This window comes from Nocardia pseudovaccinii (genome assembly GCF_050942345.1).
GTDB classification, from domain to species: domain Bacteria; phylum Actinomycetota; class Actinomycetes; order Mycobacteriales; family Mycobacteriaceae; genus Nocardia; species Nocardia pseudovaccinii.
In genome coordinates this window covers 4,494,255-4,518,153 of sequence record NZ_CP192074.1, presented here as the reverse complement: position 1 = coordinate 4,518,153, position 23,899 = coordinate 4,494,255, and the positions used below count along the sequence as shown (strand labels likewise).

General features: G+C 65.4%; 23 protein-coding genes and 2 pseudogenes. 10 read left to right on the top strand and 15 right to left on the bottom strand.

Annotated elements, in window-relative coordinates; all coding sequences use genetic code 11:
* The first annotated feature begins 116 nt into the window (after nucleotides 1–116).
* On the top strand, nucleotides 117–1,595 hold the full coding sequence (locus tag ACQPZ2_RS20190; protein ID WP_433526963.1) for an aldehyde dehydrogenase: 1,479 nt from the start codon (nucleotides 117–119) through the stop codon (nucleotides 1,593–1,595).
* A gap of 185 nt (nucleotides 1,596–1,780) precedes the next feature.
* Here ACQPZ2_RS20190 and ACQPZ2_RS20185 read toward each other — a convergent pair whose 3' ends face one another.
* Entirely contained in the window at nucleotides 1,781–3,247 is a 1,467-nt protein-coding gene (locus ACQPZ2_RS20185; protein WP_433526962.1) for an MDR family MFS transporter, read from the bottom strand.
* 206 nt (nucleotides 3,248–3,453) lie between these two features.
* Here ACQPZ2_RS20185 and ACQPZ2_RS20180 point away from each other — a divergent pair, with 206 nt between their 5' ends.
* On the top strand, nucleotides 3,454–4,509 hold the full coding sequence (locus ACQPZ2_RS20180; RefSeq protein ID WP_433526961.1) for an alpha/beta hydrolase family esterase: 1,056 nt from the start codon (nucleotides 3,454–3,456) through the stop codon (nucleotides 4,507–4,509).
* A gap of 178 nt (nucleotides 4,510–4,687) precedes the next feature.
* Complete coding sequence (locus tag ACQPZ2_RS20175; protein ID WP_433527733.1) at nucleotides 4,688–5,491, top strand: hypothetical protein; 804 nt, start codon at nucleotides 4,688–4,690, stop codon at nucleotides 5,489–5,491.
* Between the two features lie 131 nt (nucleotides 5,492–5,622).
* Here ACQPZ2_RS20175 and ACQPZ2_RS20170 read toward each other — a convergent pair.
* The 4 genes and pseudogenes from ACQPZ2_RS20170 to ACQPZ2_RS20155 all read right to left on the bottom strand — a co-directional run.
* A pseudogene (locus ACQPZ2_RS20170) lies at nucleotides 5,623–5,703 on the bottom strand (ABC transporter permease); the annotation flags it as partial.
* 275 nt (nucleotides 5,704–5,978) lie between these two features.
* Nucleotides 5,979–6,524 carry a hypothetical protein gene (locus ACQPZ2_RS20165; RefSeq protein ID WP_433526960.1) on the bottom strand — a complete coding sequence of 182 codons (546 nt, stop codon included), beginning with the start codon at nucleotides 6,522–6,524 and terminating at the stop codon, nucleotides 5,979–5,981.
* Nucleotides 6,525–6,743: 219 nt separating this feature from the next.
* A complete protein-coding gene (locus tag ACQPZ2_RS20160; RefSeq protein WP_433526959.1) occupies nucleotides 6,744–7,142 on the bottom strand; it encodes a hypothetical protein in 399 nt (132 codons plus the stop codon).
* A gap of 2 nt (nucleotides 7,143–7,144) precedes the next feature.
* On the bottom strand, nucleotides 7,145–7,567 hold the full coding sequence (locus ACQPZ2_RS20155; RefSeq protein WP_433526958.1) for a phage holin family protein: 423 nt from the start codon (nucleotides 7,565–7,567) through the stop codon (nucleotides 7,145–7,147).
* A 502-nt stretch (nucleotides 7,568–8,069) separates the two neighbouring features.
* Here ACQPZ2_RS20155 and ACQPZ2_RS20150 point away from each other — a divergent pair.
* The 4 genes and pseudogenes from ACQPZ2_RS20150 to ACQPZ2_RS20135 form a co-directional block, all read left to right on the top strand.
* Nucleotides 8,070–8,192 carry a hypothetical protein gene (locus ACQPZ2_RS20150; RefSeq protein WP_281006183.1) on the top strand — a complete coding sequence of 41 codons (123 nt, stop codon included), beginning with the start codon at nucleotides 8,070–8,072 and terminating at the stop codon, nucleotides 8,190–8,192.
* A gap of 18 nt (nucleotides 8,193–8,210) precedes the next feature.
* Nucleotides 8,211–9,323 carry a HesA/MoeB/ThiF family protein gene (locus ACQPZ2_RS20145; RefSeq protein ID WP_433526957.1) on the top strand — a complete coding sequence of 371 codons (1,113 nt, stop codon included), beginning with the start codon at nucleotides 8,211–8,213 and terminating at the stop codon, nucleotides 9,321–9,323.
* Entirely contained in the window at nucleotides 9,305–10,543 is a 1,239-nt protein-coding gene (locus ACQPZ2_RS20140) for a site-2 protease family protein (protein ID WP_433526956.1), read from the top strand. Before ACQPZ2_RS20145 ends, ACQPZ2_RS20140 begins: the two co-directional genes overlap by 19 nt.
* Before the next feature lie 16 nt (nucleotides 10,544–10,559).
* Nucleotides 10,560–10,835: pseudogene (locus tag ACQPZ2_RS20135) on the top strand (helix-turn-helix domain-containing protein); the annotation flags it as partial.
* Nucleotides 10,836–10,937: 102 nt separating this feature from the next.
* On the opposite strand, the gene ACQPZ2_RS20130 reads toward ACQPZ2_RS20135, so the two are convergent.
* Nucleotides 10,938–11,273, bottom strand: a complete 336-nt coding sequence (locus ACQPZ2_RS20130; protein ID WP_433527474.1) for a winged helix-turn-helix transcriptional regulator — start codon at nucleotides 11,271–11,273, stop codon at nucleotides 10,938–10,940.
* Nucleotides 11,274–11,447: 174 nt separating this feature from the next.
* Here ACQPZ2_RS20130 and ACQPZ2_RS20125 point away from each other — a divergent pair, with 174 nt between their 5' ends.
* Entirely contained in the window at nucleotides 11,448–12,173 is a 726-nt protein-coding gene (locus ACQPZ2_RS20125) for a DsbA family oxidoreductase (RefSeq protein WP_433526955.1), read from the top strand.
* 55 nt (nucleotides 12,174–12,228) lie between these two features.
* On the top strand, nucleotides 12,229–12,960 hold the full coding sequence (locus tag ACQPZ2_RS20120; protein WP_433526954.1) for an SDR family NAD(P)-dependent oxidoreductase: 732 nt from the start codon (nucleotides 12,229–12,231) through the stop codon (nucleotides 12,958–12,960).
* Nucleotides 12,961–13,091: 131 nt separating this feature from the next.
* Here the strand turns inward: ACQPZ2_RS20120 and ACQPZ2_RS20115 are convergent, their stop codons facing one another.
* A complete protein-coding gene (locus ACQPZ2_RS20115) occupies nucleotides 13,092–13,577 on the bottom strand; it encodes a hypothetical protein (RefSeq protein WP_433526953.1) in 486 nt (161 codons plus the stop codon).
* Between the two features lie 291 nt (nucleotides 13,578–13,868).
* The gene (locus ACQPZ2_RS20110) at nucleotides 13,869–14,219 is read right to left on the bottom strand and encodes a histone-like nucleoid-structuring protein Lsr2 (RefSeq protein ID WP_433526952.1); all 351 of its coding nucleotides are present in this window, start codon (nucleotides 14,217–14,219) and stop codon (nucleotides 13,869–13,871) included.
* A 673-nt stretch (nucleotides 14,220–14,892) separates the two neighbouring features.
* Here ACQPZ2_RS20110 and ACQPZ2_RS20105 point away from each other — a divergent pair.
* Nucleotides 14,893–16,341 (top strand): aldehyde dehydrogenase family protein, encoded by a 1,449-nt coding sequence (locus tag ACQPZ2_RS20105; protein WP_433526951.1) that lies wholly within the window; start codon nucleotides 14,893–14,895, stop codon nucleotides 16,339–16,341.
* A 231-nt stretch (nucleotides 16,342–16,572) separates the two neighbouring features.
* On the opposite strand, the gene ACQPZ2_RS20100 is transcribed toward ACQPZ2_RS20105, so the two are convergent.
* From ACQPZ2_RS20100 to ACQPZ2_RS20070, 7 genes are all read right to left on the bottom strand, one after another.
* Nucleotides 16,573–17,577, bottom strand: coding sequence for a LacI family DNA-binding transcriptional regulator (locus tag ACQPZ2_RS20100; RefSeq protein ID WP_433526950.1), 1,005 nt, complete (start codon nucleotides 17,575–17,577; stop codon nucleotides 16,573–16,575).
* 28 nt (nucleotides 17,578–17,605) lie between these two features.
* The gene (locus tag ACQPZ2_RS20095; RefSeq protein WP_433526949.1) at nucleotides 17,606–18,607 is read right to left on the bottom strand and encodes an NAD-dependent epimerase/dehydratase family protein; all 1,002 of its coding nucleotides are present in this window, start codon (nucleotides 18,605–18,607) and stop codon (nucleotides 17,606–17,608) included.
* 14 nt (nucleotides 18,608–18,621) lie between these two features.
* Complete coding sequence (locus ACQPZ2_RS20090) at nucleotides 18,622–19,458, bottom strand: mycofactocin-coupled SDR family oxidoreductase (protein WP_433526948.1); 837 nt, start codon at nucleotides 19,456–19,458, stop codon at nucleotides 18,622–18,624.
* 32 nt (nucleotides 19,459–19,490) lie between these two features.
* Entirely contained in the window at nucleotides 19,491–20,693 is a 1,203-nt protein-coding gene (locus ACQPZ2_RS20085) for a cytochrome P450 (RefSeq protein WP_433526947.1), read from the bottom strand.
* 66 nt (nucleotides 20,694–20,759) lie between these two features.
* Complete coding sequence (locus ACQPZ2_RS20080; protein ID WP_433526946.1) at nucleotides 20,760–21,476, bottom strand: hypothetical protein; 717 nt, start codon at nucleotides 21,474–21,476, stop codon at nucleotides 20,760–20,762.
* A gap of 38 nt (nucleotides 21,477–21,514) precedes the next feature.
* Nucleotides 21,515–22,777, bottom strand: coding sequence for an MlaD family protein (locus ACQPZ2_RS20075; protein WP_433526945.1), 1,263 nt, complete (start codon nucleotides 22,775–22,777; stop codon nucleotides 21,515–21,517).
* Nucleotides 22,774–23,895, bottom strand: a complete 1,122-nt coding sequence (locus ACQPZ2_RS20070; protein WP_433526944.1) for an MlaD family protein — start codon at nucleotides 23,893–23,895, stop codon at nucleotides 22,774–22,776. The genes ACQPZ2_RS20075 and ACQPZ2_RS20070 overlap by 4 nt, the downstream gene beginning before the upstream one ends.
* Nucleotides 23,896–23,899 lie beyond the last annotated feature (4 nt).

Here is a 23,899-nt window from a genome sequence, read left to right as displayed (position 1 = left end):
TCACGGACCAGCCTCATATGCCGTCCGGAAATACGGGCATCAATTCTTTTTATTTTTCAACTGTCTTCATCATCACTCATGATCGGTCGCAGAGTCTTCCGATACCGAGGTTCGCCATGCAGCAGTATCCGATGTTCATCGACGGGCATGACCATCAGCCGATCGGCGACGAGTGGTTCCCCACCGACAACCCGTATCTCGGCGAACCATGGGCCCGAATCGCCAAGGGCGGCGCCGAGGATGTCGACGCCGCGGTACAGGCCGCCCACCGGGCCTGCACCTCCGGTCCATGGCCGGAACTCACCGCGAGTGCTCGCGGCGCACTGCTGCGCCGCCTCGGCGACACCCTCGCCGAGCATGCGCACCGGCTGGCCGAGCTCGAAGTCCGCGACAACGGCAAGCTATTCGCCGAAATGTATGGCCAGCTCAGCTATCTGCCGCAGTGGTTCTACTACTACGGCGGACTCGCCGACAAGATCGAGGGGACGGTGCTGCCGCTGGACAAGAAGGGCTACTTCGCCTACACGCGCCAAGAGCCCGTCGGTGTCGTCGGCATCATCACGCCGTGGAATTCACCGCTGATGTTGCTGACCTGGAAGCTGGCCCCAGCCCTTGCCGCAGGCTGCACAGTGGTGATCAAACCGTCGGAATTCACCTCCGCCTCCACGATCGAGCTGGTCCGGCTGTTCCATGCGGCGGGATTGCCGCCGGGCGTGCTCAATGTGGTGACCGGCTTCGGCGCCGACGTCGGTACCGCCCTCGTCGAGCATCCGCTGGTCCGCAAGATCACCTTCACCGGATCCGATTTCACCGGGCGCGCAATCAACGAGGCCGCGGCCCGCGACCTCAAGCACGTGAGTCTCGAACTGGGTGGTAAATCCCCGAATATCGTCTTCGCCGACGCCGATCTCGACGCCGCCGTCAACGGAGTCGTTTCCGGCATTTTCGCCGCCACCGGCCAGACCTGTATCGCCGGATCGCGACTGCTGGTCCAGGACAGCATTCACGACGAATTCGTCGCGCGCGTCGTGGAACTCGCGCGCACGGCTCGCATGGGCGACCCCATGTCCGAGCACACCCAGGTCGGCCCGATCACCACACCGGCGCAGTACACGAAGGTGCTGGACTATCTGCGCATCGCCGAAAAGGAAGGCGCCACACTGGCTTTGGGTGGAACGCCCGCGACGCGCCCGGAATGCGGCAACGGCTGGTTCATCGAACCGACCATCTTCACCGGCGTCGACAATCGGATGCGCATCGCCCAAGAAGAAGTCTTCGGACCGGTGCTCGCCGTCATTCCGTTCGGCGCCGAGGACGATGCGGTCGCCCTGGCCAACGATGTCCGCTTCGGCCTCGGTGCGGGCGTCTGGACCAGTGATATCGGCCGTGCACTACGCATGGCCGAGCGCATTCGCTCCGGCACCGTGTGGGTGAACACCTATCGCGCCGTCAGTTTCATGGCGCCGTTCGGCGGATTCAAGGATTCCGGCATCGGCCGGGAAAACGGAATAGACGCCATCCGGGAGTACCTCGAAACCAAGACGGTCTGGATCAATTCCGGTGCGCCCGTCGGAAATCCATTCGTGATCCGCTGATCCCGCATACCGTCAGGAATCGAGTCGCGTCGCGAGCAGTTGGGCCAGGTGTCGACCATGCGATCGGTCGGATCCGCGAGCTGAGTGCGGTAAGACCTGGTCCGCCATCGTCGGCTGAATCCCAGCGGGCCGAGAATGACGAAAACCCTGGCGCGCACATGCAGCCAGGGGTTTTCGCCGTCTGGTCAGCTCTTGACCAGTTCGGGGATCGCGGTGTCGAGTTCCTCTGCCTCCGCGGGGGCGGCCGCCGCCCGGCTCGGCAGCAGCACAGCCATGGCGATCACGACCAGTGCCAGTGCGGCGGAGACCAGGAAGGCCAGGCGCATGCCGTCGAGGTGGGCCGTGACGGGGTCGGTGCCGTCGGCGACGAGTCCGGTGCCGCGGGCCGACATCACTGTCACCACCAAGGCGGTGCCGAACGCCGCGGCGACCTGCTGCAGTGTGCCCAGCATCGAGCTGCCGTGCGAGTACAGGTGCTGTGGAAGCGCGCCGAGCCCGAGGGTGAAGACCGGGGTGAAGGCGGCGGCCAGCGACACCATCAGCAGGATGTGCAGTGCCAGCAGCTGCCAGTACGGCATGGACATCGAGATCTGGGTGAATCCGGCCAGCGCCGCGGCGATCCCGACCGAGCCGGGAATGACCAGTACGCGTCCACCGAAGCGGTCGAACAGGCGACCGACCGTCGGTCCGAGCAGACCCATCGCCAGCCCACCCGGCATCACCAGCAGGCCGGTCTGCAAGGGGCTCAGGCCACGCAGATTCTGCAGATACAGCGGCAGCAGGATCATCGAGCCGAGCATCGCCATGAACGCGACCGACATCAGCACCAGCGCCTTCGTGTAGGTGCCGGAAAGCAGGACCCGCAGATCCAGCAGCGGGGTGCCGGTGCGCTGCAGGCGCAGCTGACGGAAGACGAAGACGGCGATGAGGGCCGAACCCGCCGCGACGATCAGGGCCGGGCTGGTGAGGTTGTCGCTCTCGAACCGGCTGAGCCCGAATACCAGCCCGCCGAATCCGAGCGCGGCGAGCACCACGCTGACCGAGTCGATCGCCCCGGCCTGCGGTTCACCGACATTCTCCAGCCGACGCAGACCCAGCCATGTGACGACCGCGGTGATCGGCAGGACCAGCACGAAAAGCCAACGCCACGAACCGATCTGCAGCACCATCCCGGAGACTACCGGGCCGAGCGCGGGCGCCACCGAAATGGCAAGGGTGACATTGCCCATCACCCGGCCGCGGTCCTGCTCGGGCACCACGGTCATGAGTGTGGTCATCAGCAGCGGCATCATTACCGCGGTACCGCCGGCCTGAATGACCCGTCCGAGCAGCAGCACCGCGAACGACGGCGCGACGGCCGCCAGCGCGGTCCCCGCCAGGAAGACCCCCATCGCCACGGCATAGGCCCGCCTGGTCGACACCCGCTGCAGGAACCAGCCGGTAGTCGGGATGACGGCGGCCATCGTCAACATGAACGCGGTGGACACCCACTGCGCCGCCCGCTCGGTGACCTCGAGGTCGGCCATCAGCCGCGGGATCGCGTTGATCATGATGGTTTCGTTCAGGATCACGACGAAGGTCGCGAGTACCAGTACCCGGATGACTGTCGGCGTCCGCCCTCCCGAGGCGGGGGCGGAAAGTTCGGCTGACATCGGGTGTACCTCCAGGGCGTCTCGACAGGAATAGGTGTGGCGCGTTACCGATCCTCGGATCTCGCCACAGTGGTAGAGACGGGACCGGCGGCTCGAATTCATCGGCACGCGACAGTATTGCGGTCGCCACCGACAAGTTCGGCCGCACGTGCCACCCATCGGCACAACCGCCCCATCGAAGGCACGGCGATGAGAACATACCTCTCATGATGAAGAACGATCCTTCCAACGCAGCGCGAACGGCGCACCGCTGGATATGGACAAGCACCGCAACGGCGTTCGTCACGGCGGTGACGCTCGTGTGCGGCGGCAACACGGCAGCAGCCGAGCAGCCGCACCCAGACGATCCGGTGGCTTCCGCAGGATGCGCCTTACCCGCACCCGCTCCGGGAACATCCACCGGGCAGTTCGCGGCGGCGGGAAAATCGGGTAGCTACGTACAGGACATTCCCGCAGGGATATCACCGCTACCTGTGGTCTTCGATATCCACGGGTACCTCGAGCCCGCCCAGATCGAACACGTCGCCACCGGTGTCGGCCAATTCGGAATCGAGCACGGATTCGCGACGATCACCCCGCAACTCGACGAACCCGGTTGGCCGCGCTGGGATTTCAGCGAGAACAGCGCCGATGTCGCCTATCTGTCGGAACTGCTGACGCATGTGGAATCGACACTGTGCGTCGATTCGCGGCGAGTGTTCGTCACCGGACTGTCGATGGGTGGCTTCACCACTTCGTCGCTGGCATGTCAGCTCGCGGACCGGATCGCGGCTGTCGCACCGGTGGCCGGGCTGCAGGACTTCGCCTGGTGCCATCCGGCGCGTCCGATACCCGTCATCGCGTTCCATGGGACAGCCGACCCGTTCGTCGCCTACACCGGCGGATCCGGGCCCAACGCCCAGTTGCTGCCGTCGGCCGACGGTTCGGGTTCGGCGGCCGGGCGGGGCGGCACCAAGCCGAGCGGCGTCGATGGTCCGGGACCGGCGAGCATCCCGGCGCAGGCGGCCGCCTGGGCGCACCGCAACGGCTGCGGGCCCGAGCCGGAAGAGCGCCGGATTGCCAGCGACGTCACCATGTTCCGCTACCCGTGCCCCGAAAACAGCGCCGTCGAGCTTTACGCGCTGCTGGGCGGCGGCCACACCTGGCCGGGCTCGCCGCCGATCGCCCCCGAACCACTGGTCGGCGCTACCGCATCGCTCAACGCCAATCAGATCATGTGGGATTTCTTCCAGGCCCATCCGCATACCGGCGCCCTCCGGTGAGCGCGGCATCCCCAGCAGTACCAGCGACCGCGGGTCCCGCGCGCAACCAGCACGAATAACGATCTCGCCGATCTGATCGAGGGTGCTGTCCGCGCCGACGCGCCGGGCTCAGCGGCGTATCTCGACGGCTTCGGAGAACAGCCCGATTCGCGGCACCTTCATGAAGTACCGTCAGGCCATGTCCGAGGACTGTGTGGAGCGAGCCGAAGTAGCGCAATCCAACACCTACACCTGGGAGGTTGTCGGGAGCGGTCCGACCGGGAAATCCCTGGTCGACTCCGGTGACGGCGAATTCGGCATTCCCGATGACTGCACCGGCCGCACCTGCACCAACCACGTCGAGGTCGGCACCGCGGTGTTCGACCGGGTCGTCGCAGACATCATGATCGAATACCGAAACGCGGTCCTGGACGCCCGCCTCGAGGACGAACCCGACCCGGACCGGCCGCTGGAGCAGGTCACCATCCGGGTCTGCGATGGTAATGGCGTCGACATGCTTTCGGCGACAGCCGTATTGACCTATCCCGTCGTCACCGTCGCGGACACCGAGACCTACCGTAAGCAAGTGGCGCTGGCCGAGAAACGGGAACGGCGACGACGTGAACGCCGCGATAAAGCCATCACCGCGGGAACCTGCGCCCCACGGTCGGGGCCCGCCGACCCCCGACTGGCCGGGCTCATCCTCAACCTGCGGGTCGAAGCCGACACCGTGCGCGAGGAAGTCCCGGATGCCGACCACTGCCGAGAACAATTGGCATTGGCCCAGAACACCGTACAAGCCGCTACCGAGGCGGCCGCTCGTGCGCGAATAAGCGGCACGCAAGGTGAGTTCGAACATGCCCACGCCTTTATCCAGCGCTGGACACCACGCATAAACCGCTGGGCCGCATTCCTCGAACTGACCACCGAGGCCTATGCCGACGCCGACGCCGTCGACGCCCTCGCCGACCGCATAAGCCTGCAACCCCCGGTCGACAATTAGCTGTGCGACCAGCTTCTCGCTCTTCAGCCAGTCGTAGGCGACGTCGGCGGGATCCTCACCATCGATATCGACGCGGCCGTTGTCCGGCGGACAGCAGCAGCGGGTCGGCACCGCTCGCACGCTCGCTGCGGACCGACTATCGCCGCGCGGAATCCGGTGCCCGACCAGTTGGTGAACAAGACGAGCAGACCGACCGCGGGCGCGACCTGGCCGAGTTCGTGCTGGATCGCGATCGGACTGTCCTGCAGGCGAACCCGATCCGGCTATGCCGTTCGTGGCGGAATTCGTCGGATCCGGCGCGAAGCCGGTCGTCACCTCGAAGAGCTTCACCGAGGGCCTATTACTCAGTGCCCCGTGTGCCGGAGCAGCCAAAACCCCGCGAGGTGCATGCGGGAAATATCAGGGGTGGGCCGATAGACGCGAGTCCCTGTGTGCCGCTGCTGTTCGGTAGCGGCACACAGGGACTCGATGTGCTCGTGCTGCGGAATCAGGGGGTGGAGTAGCCGATCAGGGCCCCGATGCCCGCGCCGATCGGGATGGTGACGAGGGCACCGACACCCCCGAGGAAGAAGCCGATCACCGCGCCGATCCCGGCGCCGATGAGCGCGCCGATCCCGGCGTTGTACTGCTTGCGGGCGATCGTGTCGGAGGCCTCATCGATTGCCTGCGCGGTCCGCGTGCTGTCGGATTGCGCTGTGAGGGTGAGGGTTCGGCCGTCGTTGGCGATCTCCGGCGTCAGGGCGACGGTCCCGGCCGCGGTCTGCAGCCCCAGCGGAATCGAGGTCACCGCATTGCCTACAGCGTCGGTGAGGGTGATCGAAAGCGCATCGGCGGCCACGGTGAACCGTCCGGCCTCGACGGTGGTGCTGACTCCTCGGCGGTCTGCTGTCGGTGCGGTGATGAAGTTGATGCCGTGATCGGACGCCTGCACGGTGATGTCGGTTGCTACCGGCTGGGCCTGCACGGCGCCTGCGGTAATGCCGGTCGCACCGATCGCGAGCAGGGCGGTGGCGGCGAACTTGGTGGCGCTCATAGTTTTCCCCACATTTCATCGGCTGTCGCGCGCCGACACGTGCCTGAAAGCCCGTGCCGGGCCACGTGATTCAGTCGACCACATCTGTGATCGAAAAGTAATAGTACCGTCCGGGAGCAACCCCCGCGGGCTGCTCCTCGGACAGTCCCGGTGCCGAACATGTTGCCGCCCAACATCTCCGGCAGCGCGACGGGTCAACAGATGGTGCGGGTTCGCAGGTCACTGCCGATGACGACGGCGGCGCGGTAGCCTCTTATTGCCCAGGTTGCGACGGTCGCGCAGTATGAGCCAGGTCACCAAGGCCGCGACCACGGCGGTCACTACGGCGGCGACAGGCACCGGGCGACTGCGCGTCACGGCGGCGAACTGGACGGCGCGGTCCTGCGTAGCGGCGCCGGCTTTCGCGCGCTTCTCCCGCACAGCTTCGGCCGCATGATGAACTTTGGCGCGGGCATTGTCCACGGTGTGATGTAGTTCTGCCTCGGCTCTGCCCTTCACATCGAGCTTGTCGGTCAGTTCCGCCATGGTCTGTCCCAGCTCTTGCCTGGTCAGGTCACGATCGGCGCGCAGCAGTTCCGCCTCGGGCGATCCGACCGAGGGCTTGCTCTCATCACTCATCGCTATCCTCCGCTCCTGATCACATGGATGTCTTGCTGTACGCCGGTGATCGCCTCCCGCGGGACCGGCGGGACCGCCTTCTGCAGGTCCTTCTTGCCGATGGCAGCCAGCGCGCCGCCGACGAGGAGCAGTACCGCTCCGACAATCAGCGCGGCGGCCCAGCCCGACAGCGGACCCGCGAGGGCGATGATCACCGCCACGATGACGGCGGCACCGCCGTAGCACGCCGCGAGCGCCCCGGCACCGGTCATAACCGCGCCGCGCCCCAGACGTTTGCCTTTGCTTTGCACTTCGAGTTCCGCGAGCTTGATCTCGTCCCGGATCAGGCGGCCCATTTGCTCGGTCGCATCGTTGACGAGCTCGGCAACCGACCGTGTCTCCGTCGGCGACGTCTCGATATACGACCCGGTGGGTGTTTCGGTCATGGCGATTCCTAGGTATTCGGGGAACAGCTCCAGATATGTCCGAGTTGGCCCGCTTTGCGAGTTTCAAACCCGCGAGCGCCAGATCGTCCGAGTGGTGGGGCCACGATGCCGGATGCGGGCACCAGAATGGTTCCACCGCGGCGCAGATCCGCGCCGGTATCGGCTCGCCGCAGAGCACGGCACCACACGGCTCGATCAGGTGGTCTGCGGTAACCACGGCTCGACCGTTTCGGGTGGCCTACACAGCCCCAAATGCCGAAATCTCTTCCCACCCTTGGGATTACCGTCGTTGACATCTACGCACCGAGCGGCGAACCATCGAATCGTCAGTCACCCGTCTCGGGTGTGCACGTATCCGATGATGCGGAGTGCGGTCATGGCGAAAGCAGTCGACAAGACCCCCGTTCGTCCGGCGGTCGACCGGTACGCGGCTATCACGATCCGCTTCGCTCGATGAGCGGTGACCAACTCCGTCGTCCGATTTTCGATGGAAGGATTTCCGATGAAGAACGAGCGCGAGAAGGCGCCTGCTGAATCCACGGCCGAGAAGCGCGCGGCCATTGTGATCCGGCCGCTGGACAAGAAGGAGACCACCGGCGACAGCGGTGGTAATGGCGGCAATTAGCAGTGCCCGGTAGGCCGGATGCGCGCTGAACAGATGCTGCGGCCACGGATCAAACCGGAACACGGTCGGTATGTCACGATCGACGGCAATATCAGGATCGGTGCCACGGTCCACGGCCTCGGAGTGGAAATCGAAGATCCGGATGGCTGGGTACGGGTTCTGATCGGCGCACTGGATGGCACCAGATCACCCGACGAGATAGTCGACGTGGTGCTGTCCGATTATCCGGGAGTGCCCGCGGCCGACGCGATGCAACAGTTGTCGGACGCGGGTTTCCTGGAAGATGCCGGTGCTCCGATGCCGGTCGAATTGTCCGAGCGGGAGTTGGAGCGCTATTCGCGCGGTGTGGCGTTCTTGCGGTGGATCGACCGGACGGCTCGGGTCAGCGCTTGGGACGTTCAACTTCGACTGCGCCGATCCCGCGTTCTGCTCATCGGTGTCGGTGGAACCGGCGGGATCGTGGCGCAGGGCCTGGTTGCCTCCGGTGTCGGGCAGCTGCATTGCGTCGACGCCGACATAGTGGAGCTTTCCAACCTCAATCGCCAGATCCTGTTCCGCGAGCACGATATCGGCAGATCGAAGGTCGACGCCGCGGTCCAGCAGTTGCGCGCGCTCAACTCCGATGTGCGGGTCACGGGCGAACGGCGGCGGATAACAGAGCAGCCCGACCTGGCCGAACTGCTCGAACCCGGGTACGACCTACTCGCCCTGTGCGCTGACCAGCCGCGCACGATCCGCCGATGGGCCAACCGGGCGTGCCTGGCCGCCGGTGTGCCCTGGGTGGTCGGCGGCTACCACGGCCCGACCGTGTCGGGCAGCCTGCACGGCCCCGGGCAGAGTGCCTGCTGGGAATGCCTGCACGATCACCGAGCCGAACAGGCGGATATGCGGCTGACTCCGGAGACGACGCTGGAAAGCCTTGCGCCACAACTGCCCTGGCATCCGGTCAACATCGTATCGGCGACCCTCACCGGCACTCTCCTCACGCATTTCGCGCTTGCGACGCTGACCGGTGCCCCGCCGATCGAACCGGGGTTCCGATACGACGTGAATCTGGTCCGTCTGGATGCGTCGGTGCCCGACCGCATTACCTCTCGGCCGGATTGCCCAGCATGCGGCAGCTCGCCGTGACCGACGCGCACACGGCGGTCACCCCGCGACCCGACAGTCGGATCCGACTGCACGACTTGGCGATTCGGCCCGATCGCGACGAGTGGATCGTGGGGCGGTTCGAGACTCGGCAGTTCGTGGCCCTGCCGAGGGCGGGGGTGACCGCACTCGAGTTGCTGCGAGCCGGTCACACCATCGAACAGGCAGTTGAGCGACTGGCCTGCGCCGAGGGGCGCGAGTTCGATGTGCTGTCCTTTGTCGAGGCACTGATGGAGCTCGAGTTCGTGGCCGAGGTCGACGGACGGCCGGTGCCGTGCACCCCGCCGCGACCGGCATCGTTTCCGCGGATACGCCCCGAGCATGTGCGGTTCGCGCTGAGCCCGGTCTTTCCAGTGCTGTTCGCCATTCTCATGGTTGCCGCAGTCGCGACACTCGTCGAACGCCCCGACCTGCTGCCGAGTTTCCATAACCTGCTCTGGAGTCCCGGTGGCAGCATCGTGCTCGCGCTCAGCGTCACCGCGGGCTGGTCACTGGTATTCGTCCACGAGCTGGCACATTTCGTCGTCGCACGGGCGACCGGCGTGCACGCCCGGATCGGACTGGGTACGCGCCTGCAGTTCCTGGTGGCGGAAACCGATATCAGCGGAATCGAACTCGCACCACGGCGACATCGACTCACCGCCTATCTGGCCGGTATGTCGACGAACTTCTCGGTCGCGGCCGCCGCCGTGCTGTTCGCCGCTGTGACCGCCCAGGCCGCGACGCCGCACCGGATTCTGGCCGCGGTCGTCGTGATCGCGTTGCTGCCCTTGCCGTTTCAGTTCATGGTGTTCATGCGCACGGACATCTATTTCGTGCTGCAGGACCTCACCGCATGCCGCGACCTGTACGGCGACGGCATCGCATATGCGCGCTATCTCGGAAACCGGCTGCGGCCTATCATCTTTCGCCGATCCGACGCGCCAGAAGATCCCAGCCTCTGCCTGCCATCGCACGAACGCCGCGCGGTACGCGTCTACAGCATCGTCCTCGTTCTCGGAACCGTGCTGTGCCTGACCGCGATGGTGACCGTCACCCTCCCCGCCGATCTCACCTTGATCTACCGCGCCATAGACAGACTCGGTCCGAGCCAGCCGGTAGCAACCAACCTCGACAGCGTGGTCGTGCTACTCATCCTCGGCACCCTCCACGCTGTATGGGGCCTGACCTGGTGGCGACGGCATCGCGCGAAGCGCCAGTAAGGACACGCCTACACCAATACGGGGATCCTGCCGGTGTCGCGCAATCGGTGAGTTTCTTGCGTCGCGGCGGGCCCGGATCACCCCCGAACGGGTCGGATTACCGGTCTACGACGCCGCCAAGCGCCGGGCGCCCGGGCTACGGCGTCAAGAGGTCGCCACGCTGGCCGGACTCTCGGTCGACTACTACACCCAGATCGAACGCGGCAAGGTCCGCGGTGTCTCCGAATCCGTGCTCGACGCGATCGCCCGTGCCCTGCAACTCGACGAGGCCGAACGCTCCCACCTGTTCGACCGGCAGCCCCGCCCCCGATCAAACGCTGCGCAACCCCTGATACCCCGGCCGTGACGAGCGTGACGTCGTAGCGGACCGGCAGCGCATCGCCCGCCCTGGCTCTCAGGACGCGGCTGCGGTGGCGCGGGCCCGGTTTTCCCGGATCTCGTCGTGGTGGTCGGAGGCCCAGGTGATCAGGGACGTGACGATCTCGAGCAGGCTGCGGCTGAGTGGCGTGAGAGCGTATTCCACGCGCGGCGGCACCTCGGCATAGGCGGTTCTGGTCACGAGTCCGTCCTGCTGCAGCTGACGCAATGTGAGGGTGAGCATGCGCTGGGATATGCCGGGAACGTCGTGCTGTAGGTCGGTGTAGCGCCGGGGCCCGGCGTCCAGGACGGCGATCACCAGCATGCTCCACTTGTCCCCGACACGGTCCAGTACCTGCCGGATGAACTCCATCTGCTCTGCGGGAATTCCAGCGCACGGCCCGCGGCCTGCGGCAACGCTCGATCGGGCGGTGACCTCCATGGCGCACATTCCTCTCCGGCACAGACATCGATGTGCCTTTTGTACGACCTTCAATACTGGCCCATTATGGCGCTACGCACAAACAGTAGGAATTGGAGGCGCGTCATGAGGATAGAGATCTGGGCCGAGGTCACCTGCCCTTGGTGCGGTCTGGGCAACCATCGCCTGAATCGGGCGGTCGAGCAGTTCGAGCACGGCGACGAGGTGGAGGTGATCCACCGTTCGTTCCCGCTGAGCGACGGGTTCCCCACCGACCGCACTATCGGCGTGCGCGAAGCCCTGCGGCACAAGCACGGCATGACCGGCGAGCGACTGGAGACGATGACGCGCCGGATCGAGGCGATCGCCGACCAGGACGGGCTGAGCCCCTACATCGTGCTGAACAACCAAGTCGGCAACACGCGGCTGGCCCACGAATTCCTCGCCTACGCCTCGGACGAAGGCAAGAACCGCGCCGCGTGGGATGCGATCTTCCAGGCGTATTTCGGTGAGGCCCGGCCGATCTTCGGCCTCGATGTCCTGCTCGAACTCGCCGAGAAGCTCGGCCTGGAGCGTGAGCAGACCCGGCGTGCGCTCAGCGAATGCCGGTTCCAGCAGCAGGTGCACGACGAGGCACGCGACGCTCAGCGACTGGGAGCCACCGGCGCGCCGTTCATCGTTCTCGACGGCCGGTATGCCCTGTCCGGAGCCCAGGACACGGCAACGCTGCTCGAGGTCCTGCGCAAGCTCTGGAACGAAACCCATCCGCGCTTTTCGGAGACCGGCGGTGCCGCAGCGATTTGCGGCTCGGACAGCTGCGCACCCCCCGCTGGTCAGCCCACCAACGCCTGACCACTCACCCCCGCCCGGCCCATCACGCGCCTGGCCCATTCAAAGGAGTAGCTCTATGTCCAAAGTGATTGCCATCTTCGGAGCCGGTACCGGTCTCGGCGTGTCCGTCGCCCACCGCTTCGGGCGCGAAGGCTTCCGCGTCGCTCTCGTCGCGCGCCGCAAGGACCGCCTGGACGCGCTGGTCGAGCAGCTCGCCGGTAAGGGCATCGAGGCGGCCGCCTTCTCCGCCGATCTGTCCGAGCCCGCCGAGGTGCCCGCACTGGTCGCGGCCATACACGCGCGCTTCGGTCGCATCGACGTCATCGAATACGGGCCGATCGGCGGCGAGCAGGGCTTCACCCCGGCCGCCCAGCTCGACGCGATCACCCTGCAGGGACTGATCCCGCTGCTGTTGCTCACCCCGGTGGAGGTGGTCCGTGCCGTGCTGCCGGAATGGACCGAGCGCGGCGACGGCGCGTTCCTGCTGACCCACGGCTATTCGGCGGCGCAGCCGATGCCCCACCTCAGCGGTGTCGGCCCGGTGATGTCCGCCGCCCGCAACTACCTGTACTCCCTCAACGGTGAGCTCGCCGACACCGGCATCTACGCAGGCACCCTCTCCATCGGGGCGATGATCGCCCGCAGTGAGGCAGCCGCCGCGGTGGGGGCCGATTCGGACTCGCTTGCGGCCTTCCCTGTTGTCGACCCCGACGACCTCGCGGAGCACTACTGGGACATGTACACCAAACGCGACCGCGTCGAGCAGATCTATCCCGAATCCCTTGCCCCGCAAACCATCGCAGGGTAACCCGGCACGGTATCGACTCGGCCGAGATCCCGGGGCGTAGGTTCCAGCGTGGCCGGGCCATCTGAATCACGAAGTGCCCGTATCGGATTGCCGCGCCGACCGATCCTCGGGGGTTGCCTGCCGTTGGCCGATCAGCTCGTTCCTTTGCGCCCCACGAGATGAAAGACGCGACTGAGTTGGCGGTACGGGTCTCGTCGGCTGGCTTCGAGTTCGACTGCGGCCGTGGCCGCTACCTGCTTGGAATCGCCGGGGCCAACTCGGCTCCACTGAACTCGAGCCAGTCGACGAACAGCCATACCCCATACCAGCCGCACTGGCTCCACGCCCCGGCTCTGTACGAGCCCGCTGATGTCTTCCACGGTGTCGTCTCGACCCGGCAGACCCAGCACCAACATCACGTCGTAACCGGCTCGAGCCAGCGGAAGCGATTGACGGCCCGCACCGCCGCCGACATCGAGCACAGCTGCCGACGGCGCCGGTAGACGCTCGAGCAGCTGCTGGTGCATTACATAGATGCGCACGCGCCCCTGCACGGAAGCGTAAGCATCATCGGCAAATTGGTCGACCAGACCGGCCCAGATGTCATCACCCATCTTGTGCGGGCGCGGCTCGCACACCTGTGGGACACGGTCGCCGATACGACAGGACTCGACCCGGTGACGGTCAAGTCGTTCCTCGCCTTCGGCATGCTGCTCAACAACATACTCGTATCCAGGCAAGCCTGTTCGAGCACATTACCACGGACACCAATCGATGAAATCGGCCAACTTATTCGATTTTTCGGTAGATCTCTTCGACCACCTATTCCCGCCGTTGGGCTGCGACCATCGAATTCGAGATATGCAACCTCATGCTCGCTCCCCCTCGAATACAAGCGGTCGACGAAAATAGCAGGCCTTCGGAGACAGTTACTTACCGGCCGCGTTGTAAGCAGCGACGATATCGGCGGAGATCCGGCCGCGCGCCGATACATTGTGCCCATTTTTGCGGGCCCATTCGCGGATAGCGAACGATTGGTCCCGATCCACGGTGGACCGAAAGTCTTTGCCGCCGCCTCTGGCCTTGGACCTGACCTTCAGCCGCCCGGTCTTGCGGGCCTTCTCCGTCCAAGGATCCAGGTCGGCACGCAGCTTTTCGGCATTCTTTTTCGACAGATCGATCTCATAGGTAACACCGTCGAGGGAGAACAGAACGGTCTCATCAGCTTTCGACGTGCCATCCAAATCGTCGACCATGGTAACGGTCACCTTCTTCGCCATGCCAGCCCTCCATGTGTGAGCATTTCTTCGACAAGCTGATGGTATCTGCCCACTCTATCCAAGATTGCCGCGCGATATGCCGGTACACGAGCACGGCGGAGCAGGCGACGATCATCGGAATCGCTCGATAAATGCGAGCCACTTATTATGTCGCCAGAACCACCGCGACACGGAGTTCCCGCTTCGCGGCACTCGCCGCGCCGCCTCGGATTGTGGTGTCGAAGGCAGCTCCGCGCTGCGGCTCGCGCATCAGAGCGAATGCGGCAACGCCATACCAACGAGGGCGCCCGCGATCAGGAACGGACAGCGGAGTCCGAACCTGCCGCGAGTCCGGTCACTGAGGTGACCGACCAACACCGAACGCGACACCGCCGCGATGCAGTCCACACCGACGATGTCGCCGAGGTACTCGGTGTGCGCCAGTGCGAGCCGCGCAACCGCGGTCGACAGGTACTGGACCTGTTCTAGTTAAGCGCTTAAGCTCAGCCACAACGACCATGGATCCTTCGCCTCGGGACGCAGGGCCAGCCTCGAACCAACTGTCGGCGCTGCCCCAAGTCCTGCGGGCGGCAGGCGACCAGATCTTTCCTGTGCTGCACAGCGCAGGGTTCTCCACAACTGAAGGCATCGCGCTTCTCCGTGTCGGAGCGGCTCGGCGAAAGGATGAGGGACATTGAGTAACACCATCGACATCGATCCTGTGGTCGAAAGCCCGAGCTCGGGAATCATTCCGGTCTTCGACCCGTCCACCGAGGAGCTGATCGCGGAGGTCGTCGATTCCGACCAGGCGACCGTTGACGCTGCGGTGGCCCGGGCACGCGAAACATTCGAGTCGGGTGTGTGGCGCAAGCTGCCCGCCGCGCACCGCGCGGAGGTGCTCTTCCGCGCCGCGGACATCATCCGGGCCCGCACCGACGAGCTCGCCGAGATCGAGGCCCGCGACAACGGCATGAACGCGATGGCCGCGCGCCAGATCATCAAGGTGTCGCTCGAGATGCTGGTGTACTACGCCGGCTGGGTCGGCAAGATCCACGGCGAGTCGAGCAATCTCGTATCCGACGGACTACTCGGACACTTCGAGAACTACCACACCTTCACTCAGCTCGAGCCGGTCGGCGTCGTCGGCCTCATCATCCCTTGGAACGGCCCGTTCTTCGTCGCGATGCTCAAGGTCGCGCCCGCCCTCGCGGCGGGCTGCAGCGCTGTCCTCAAACCCGCCGAGGAGACGCCACTCACCGCGCTGAAACTGGAGGAGATCTTCCGCGAGGCGGGCCTGCCCGACGGTGTCCTCAATGTCATCACCGGCTACGGTGAGACCGCTGGTGCGGCGCTCACCGCGCACCCGGACGTCGACAAGATCGCGTTCACCGGGTCGACGGAGGTCGGGCGGCTGATCGTCAAGGCGGCCGCAGGCAACCTCAAGCGCCTGACCCTCGAACTCGGCGGCAAATCACCGCTGATCATGTTCGACGACGCCAATCTGGACAAAGCAATCATGGGGGCCGGCATGGGCCTGCTCGCCGGGTCGGGCCAGAACTGCTCCTGCACCTCGCGCATCTACGTTCAGCGCGGCATCTACGAACAGGTCGTCGACGGACTCGCCGCCTTCGCCAAGATGCTGCCGATGGGCGGCAGCGATGATCCCAACTCGGTCCTCGGGCCGCTGATCAGCGAGAAGCAGCGCCAGCGCGTGGAAGGCATCGTGAACGACGGTGTGGCCGGCGGCGCGCAGGTGGTAACCGGCGGCAAGGTAATGGACCGGCGCGGCTACTTCTACGAGGCGACGATCGTCACCGGCACCACCCCCGACATGCGTCTCATCCGCGAGGAAATCTTCGGGCCGGTCGGCTCGGTAATCCCGTTCGACGACGAGGACGAGGTGATCGCCGCCGCGAACGACACCGACTACGGGCTCGCCGGCTCCATCTGGACCGAAAACCTCGGCCGTGCACACCGCGTCGTGAACGAGCTCCGCGCCGGCCAGATCTGGGTGAACACCGCCCTCGCGGCGGACCCCTCGATGCCGATCTGCGGCCACAAACAGTCGGGCTGGGGCGGCGAGCGCGGCAAGAAGGGCATCGAGTCCTACTTCAACATCAAGTCGGTCTACATCAGCCACTGAGCGGGTCGACCGGGATTGTCGGCGGCAACGGCGTTTCCGCGCACTGGGGATGAAGCCGGTAGAGGTGACTGCACCGGATTCACGGGCGATCGATCACCGTCGATCGGGGACGGCCGGCCTCACCAACCGACCGTCACCCACAGATTAAGCGCTTAACCACGCGCTGTCCAGAACCTACATCGAGGCGACCCCGCCGCGAGAATTTCCGATAGGCGATGTTCGGAGCGCGGTCTAAGTCGAGGCGCGCACGACGAGCCGGGCGATGTCCGTGGGCTCGGGAACCGATGGCACCGGATACCCCAGTTCGGTGAGGACTGCCGCGATCGCGGCGTTGGCGACCGCGGTGGGATCGAACTCCACGGTGGTCAAAGGCGGTGAGCTGAACGCTCCCATGGGGTTTGCGTCCACGCCGATGACGGCGAGGTCGTCGGGGCAGCGGAGTCCGGCTTCGTGGATGCCGAACAGCACCAGGCCCGCGATCTCGTCGCTCTGCGCACAAACAGCGGTGACCCCGTCGCGCACCCACCCGGCCACCATGGCCGCGACATTGTCCGGGGTGACCTCGCCGACGCTGATGGACGGCAGATCCTGCAGGCGTGCCGCTCGGTCGACGCCCGCGAACCAATAGTCGCCCAGGGCACGCCATTTCGCGATTCCGGTATAGGCGAAGGCGATCTTGCGGTGGCCACGCGAGACCAGATGCCCGACCCGCAACGTGCCGACCGACAACAGCGGGTCCCCGAGCGCGGGCAGCAGTCCGATCTCGATATGCGGCACCTTCGCCGCGCGCACCGCGGTGCGTACGCGAGCGCTCAGCGGAAACATGCTGACGACCGCGGTCGGATCGAGATTGCCGATGGCATCGACAACCTGCTGATCGTCTTCGGTCTGGAAGATCTGCACCTGCAACAACCCGTGGCGGGCGAGTTCGGTGGTCATCCGATTACCGGCCTCGATCGGCATGTCACCGACCGCTACCCGAGGCACCACGTACAGCACCACGCCACCCTTGCCGCGTGCCAGATTCCGCGCGGCGACATTCGGCCGATACCCCAACTGTTCGGCAGCGGCGTACACCGCTTCCCGGGTTCGCGCCGAAATCCGCTTGCCCTCGACATTGTTCAGGACATAGCTGACCGTCGCGGTCGAAACATTCGCCAGCCGCGCCACATCGGCGTTCGTCGGCCGCGCGACCCTGTCCTCGACGCTCGATGCGTCATTCTCACGAGCGGCCATGGCCTCATGATGGCACGCCGCGCCTCGCTCATCCCGGTCGCCATCCCCGTCTGCGGTGCTCGAAGAACTCCGCGGCGCGACGGATCGAATCCTCCACCGGTTCGGGCTTCCAGCCGAGTTCGCGTTCAGCCTTGCCGTGGTCGAGCGGCGACATCAGCTCGGCCATGCGCAAACCGACCGCGGCGAATGGGAGGTCGCGGTTCACCAAACGGGCGGTGAGGTCATTGCCGCGGGCAGCGAGGTAGAGCATTCCCAGGGGCAAGCCGATGCGCGGTGCGCGGACTCCCACAGCATCAGCGGCGATCGCGTGGACCTCGCGGCTGCTCATGTAGCGGTCGGAAATGATGTACCGCTCGCCGGGGCGGCCGCGGGCGCCCGCGAGGACCATCGCCCGCGCGGCGTCCTCGATCCCGACCACCTCCGAGGAGAAGTCGAAATAGCAGGGGAATCGCCCGGCGGCGACCCGGGCGATCACCGAACCGTGCGGCGTCGGCGCCCAGTCGCCGGGGCCATAGGTCGTGGAGATGCACATGGCGACTGCCGGGAGGGACCTTTCCCTGACGTAGCGCATCACGAGATCCTCGGCCGCGACTCTGGCCGCGATGTACGGACCGCCGTCGTCCCAATTGTGCGGGTCGTCCTCGGTGACCGGGCGCTGGTTGCTGATGGCCAGCGTTCCGGCGGTACTGGTGAAGACGAATTTGTCCGGTCCGGCCGCGACAGCGGCGTCCAGCACATGCCGCAAACCCTCGACATTGGTGCGGAACAGTGGCGTCGGATCGCGCAACCACATCCGCGCGTCCACGACACAGTAGTAGACGACGTCGCATCCGTTCATCGCCGAACGCAGCGCTGCGTCGTCGAAGACGTCACCGTAAACGCGTTCGACATCGAGATCGTCGATCCCCAGCGTCGAACTGGTGGGGCGCAGCATCACCCGCACGTCCGCACCGTCGGTCGCCAACCGCCGGGTCACATGGCTTCCCAAGAACCCGCTGGCCCCGATGACCAGCTTCTTCGACTGTGTCATGGCCGCCGACATACCTATTTCAGCATGCTGCCCGCGTCGATCGGCAAAGGTACGCCGGTCACGTAGCGGGACTCGTCCGATGCCAGGTAGAGCACCGCATTGCTGATGTCGATCGGATCCACCCACGGCACCGGCAAGGTGTGGAACATCTGGCAGATCGGCTCGAGATCCTTCGGGCCCGGATTCTCCAGGTCGGGACGGAACAGCTTGAAAGTTCCCTCGTTCAGCAACATATCTGTGCTGACGTGGGTGGGGTGTACCGAGTTGACCCGGATCGAGTGCTGCCCCAACTCGACGGCGAAGGTTCGCATGAGACCGACCACACCGTGCTTGGCCGCGACGTAGTGTCCGACATGCGGGTAGGCCTTGAGACCGCCGACCGAGCTGGTGAGGATGACCGAGCCGCCACGACCGGCCGCGATCATATGCGGCGCACCAGCTTTCACGGTTTTCCAGACGCCACCGAGGTTGACGCCGATCATGTCGTCCCAGAGGTTTTCCTCGAGATCGACCAGCAGACCACCCTCGTTGCCGATGCCCGCGTTCGCGATGATGATGTCCAGTCGGCCCAACTGCTCGACGCCACTGTCCACCGCCGCCTTCAGCGCCACGTAGTCCCGCACGTCGACCTCGGCAGTGACAATGCGCCGACCTTCGGCCTTGACGAGATCGGCGGTGGTCGCGAGATCTTCCGGTGTCGGCATCGGGAACGGTACGTTGTCGAGCTGTTTGCAGACGTCGACGGCGATGATGTCGGCGCCTTCTTGCGCCAGCCGCACGGCGTGGCTGCGACCCTGGCCGCGTGCCGCGCCGGTGATGAATGCGACCTTTCCTTCGACTCGTCCGGTCATGACTACCTCTATTCGTTGTGTTGATTCGTTGATCAGGAAGTAAAGGCGGGCAACGTTTCCCAGCCGCGGACGGTCGAGGTGGGCGACAGCTTGGTATTGGCCGTGTCGACCTCCCACTCGGGGAAGCGCGCCAAGATCTCCTCCAGCGCGATCCGCCCTTCCAACCGGGCCAAGGCCGACCCCATGCAGTAGTGCGTGCCCACGCTGAAGGTCAGGTGTTGGCGGGTGTCGCGATGGATGTCGAAAACGTCACCGTCCGGCGGGAATTGACGGGGGTCGCGGTTGGCCGCACCGATGAGCATCATCATGACGCTGCCCTCCGGAACCGTCCGGCCGTGCAGTTCGACATCCCGGGTCACATAGCGCGCGACATGCGGTGCGGGTGGTTCGAACCTGAGCAACTCCTCCACCGCGTTCGGAATGAGCCGCGGATTCTCGACCAGCGCACGCCGTTGGTCGGGATGTTCGGCGAGCACCTTGCCCGCCCAACCGATCAGCCGCGTCGTGGTCTCGTTACCGGCGCCGGACACCACATTGACGTAGATCAGCAACTCCTCGCGGGTCAGTCGCCGCACGGTTCCGGTCTCGTCCTCGAATTCCACATTGAGCAGCTCGGTCATGATGTCGTCGGACGGGTGCTCCGCACGCCAATCGATATACGCGGCGAAGATGTCGCCGGTGGCAAGTCCCTCGGAGGCGGCCTTCATCGGCTGCCCCTCCTCGGTCCGCATTTGATCGTTCGCGAAGTCTCGGATGGCTTCCTGGTCCTCCTCGGGAATGCCGAGCAGCATGCCGATCGTGCGCATCGGCATCTGTGCGCCGATATCGGCGATGAAATCCAGCCGACCGGTGCCGACCAGCGGATCGAGGCTGCGGACGCAGAATTGACGAATCTTGTCCTCGAGTTCCCGGATCTTGCGCGGAGTGAACATGCGGGACAAGAGCTTTCGGTGAATATCGTGGACCGGTGGATCCTCGAAGATCAGAATTCCGGGCGGCATCTCGATTCCAGCCTTGATCAGTTCGAGGATGGCTCCGCGTGCGGAACTGTAGGTGCCCGTGTCGAGCAGGCCCGCATTCACATCGGCCCACCGGCTGATCGCATAGAAGTCGTGCTGCTCGTTGTAATAGATGGGCAGCTCTTCGCGGAGCCGCTTGAACATCGGGTAGGGATCGGCATTGAGTCCGACATCGTAGGGGTCGTAGTAGATATCGCTGATCGCACTGGTGGTCACGGAGATTCACCTCTCCTTCTCGAATTTCGGTATCGGGCTTTTTAGTTGGGTAGCTGGGCCGATCGCCTACGGCAGCTCGACTTTGCTGGTCAACCATCGACCGTCGACGCGGTCCATGGTCATCAAGATGCGGTTGCGGTCGATGCGTGGCGTCGGGTTGGTCACGTTGGTGATCTCGGCGTCGACGAACAGCATGATCACGGCATGGTTCTCGGAAGCGGACTGCACACTCGCGACGACGACGTGTCCCTTGCTGACCGACTTGGCCTGCAGCAGCATCGGTTTCAGCTGATCGGCCGACTTGCTGTACATACTCTTGAATTCCCCGGTCGCCCCGTTCAGGACGGTCGCGAAATCGGCGTCGATATGTGAGGAGTCGATGCTGGTCAGGGCCGTCGCATAGTCCTGGGCGGCTGTCAATGCTTCGGTGCCCGCGGCTTCGCGATCATTGCGGGTCTCGAGTTTCCAACCGAACACCGCCGCGAGTATGACCGACACCACGACGAGCAGCAGCAGGATCCCGGTCAGTGGTCGCGGCAGCCACCGGCGCCATGAGCGGCCGGATTTCCCGGTGTCCTCGCCCGCGCCCGCGACTGCGCCGTCCACCGCGGCGTCGACGTCCACCGCGGCGTCCGACGCTTCCGCGCCGACGGTCGGCGACGCCGAATCATCGTGGCTCACATCGGGATTCGTGGCCGACACCTGATCGGACGCCGCACCATCGCCCTCGGGCGAGACCGAGTGGTCGGCCTTGTCCACTGCCATCACCGAGCTCTTGTTCATCCTTGTCTCCTGTTCGCAATCGTCATTCCCCCGGTGCGCTATCCCCCTTGCACGAATGGACCGCCGTACGTCTGCGGAACGGAGTACGGCCCGGTCGGTGTCGGGTCCGCGCGCTGCTGCGGATCCACGCCGGGCGGGATGGTCGCCGTCTTGTCGCCGGGCGGCCGGGGCGCGTTCGCCGCGCCGCGCGGCATCAGCGTCGGATCGGGATTCGTACACCGCGCGTGCAGATACGGTTCCGGGGAATCCGGAATGGTGCCTGGGAGGCGCGGCAGGTCGTAGTCGCACGAGTACTTCGGGTAGGGATTCACGATGGCCCACACACCTCCGTCGTGCAGGGCCGAGACGATGGCATCAAGCGTCGAACCCGTGCGCTGTTGCGGGAAGAAGAATTCCTGTAGCGCGGGCATGTGCAGGTAGGCCATCTGTGACGTGGTGGTCAGGTTGCCGAGCAGCTGCACCATGGTCGGCGAGTTGTCGGCGATGATCTTGTCCACCGCGGTGAGCGCACCGGGTGTGTTGTCGACCAGGGTCTGGTAACCACCGGTCATCGATCCGACGCCCGCCATCGTCTGTGACAGGTTGGCGGCGGTCGCCTGCAGCCCCGGAGCCAGGTCGCCCAGCGTGGTGAGCACCGACTTACTGTTGTGCAAGAGCGAAACTGTCTGCGGCAGAACCGAATCCAGGGTCGACAGCAGGAACATACCGCCGTCGACGATGGCGGCCAGTTTCTCGGGAGCTGCCGAACTCGCACCGAGTTCGCGCACTATCGCCTCGATCTGGGCCGGATCCAGCTGCGCCAGCGTGCCGCTCATGCTGGCGAGCATCGTGGCCAGCGTGACCGGTGTGGAGGTGTGCTCTCGACCGACGATGTCGCCGTCGGACAGATACGGGCCGTTCTCGGAAGAGGGCAGGAAGTCCAGATATTGTTCGCCTGCCGCCGACAACGAGGCGACCCGAACCTCGCCCGTACGCGGGATCCGCACGCCGGAGCCGATTTCGGCAACAGCGACGACCTTATCGCCGTCGACGTCCACCGACCGCACGCGTCCTACCCGGACGCCGCGCAGTGTGACGTCCTGATCGGGCAACAGGCCGCCGGATTGGGTCAGTTCGACCCGCACCCGGTACTGCGACCGGAACGGATCGAGTTGCAGGGAGCCCAACAGCAGGTACCCGAGACCCAGGACCAGTACAAGCAGTAGGCCGAGACACGAGGTCAGCAGGCGGTGGCGCGACATCTGCCGCGCCGTGTACACCAGTGCCCGCGCGGGCGGTTCCAGAATTACGGCTGTGTTCATCGGCCCGGCTCGACTTTTTCTCGCAAGCGGTTGAGGGTGTATTCCAGCGACCCGATGAAATTCACCCAATCGGTCGCGTCCGGCATTCTCGAGCCGGCATCGGCCGGAGTATTCGGATCCGGCAGCGCACCGATCGCGAGCCGGGCGACGTCGACATTCACGTGCGCCGACGACGCACTCGTCACCTTCATGATCAGCGGAATCAGCCCGATGAGTGCGTCGAGGTTCGCGTCGGGATTGTTCGCCGCGGTGTTCATGCCGTCGGCCAGCACATTGACCGATTCGATCAGGCTGCGGTCGTTCGTGCCGTTCACCGAGGGGTATCGGGCGATCTGCTGGGTGATCCGGTTCACCTGCCCGACCAGATCGATGATGCCGCGGGTGTTGTCGCCGATGACCTGCAGAGCCGGTCCGGCCGCGCCGAGCACGTCGCTGACGTCGGCCCGCTGCGTGGCGATCGTCGCGCTCAGATCGCCGGTCGCCGCGAGGATTTCACGGATCCGGTCGGACCGGGCCGCGAGGTTGTTCACCAATTGTCTGGTCTGTTCGATCATTTCGGCCAGCCGGTCACCGCGCCCGCCCACGGCCGCCCCGAGGCTGTTGGCCAAGCTGGCGATGTTCTCGATGGCGCCACCGTTGACGAACAGGGCGGCTCTGGTGAGCACCTCCTCGATGGTGGCCGCAGCCGAGGTCGACTGCAGCGGAATGCGCGCGCCGTCACCCAGATCGGGAGCTGCGGGATCCGGTGTGGCGGGCGGAGTGAGTGCGACGAAGACGTCACCCATCGGTGTGGCCGAACGCAATTCGGCGGTGGTCCCCGCGGGCAACCGCACACCCGATTCGATCCGCATCACGACCACGGCTGTGTAGTTTTCGGCCTGCATCGACTCGACCTCACCGATATCGGCGCCGCCCCGCCGGACCTTCGCTTTGGCAGGCAAGTTGAGCGCGTTGGCGAAGGTGGCCGTCAACGAATAGCCGTCGCCGCCGATGCCCGGCGCCGGTAACGGGAGTTTGTCCAGGGTCACCGAACACCCGGTGGCCGAGCAGGCAGCGGTCGATACCGCCACCACCGCGGTGATGCGGAGCAGGCGTTGTCGCGAACCGAATTTCGTCATAATC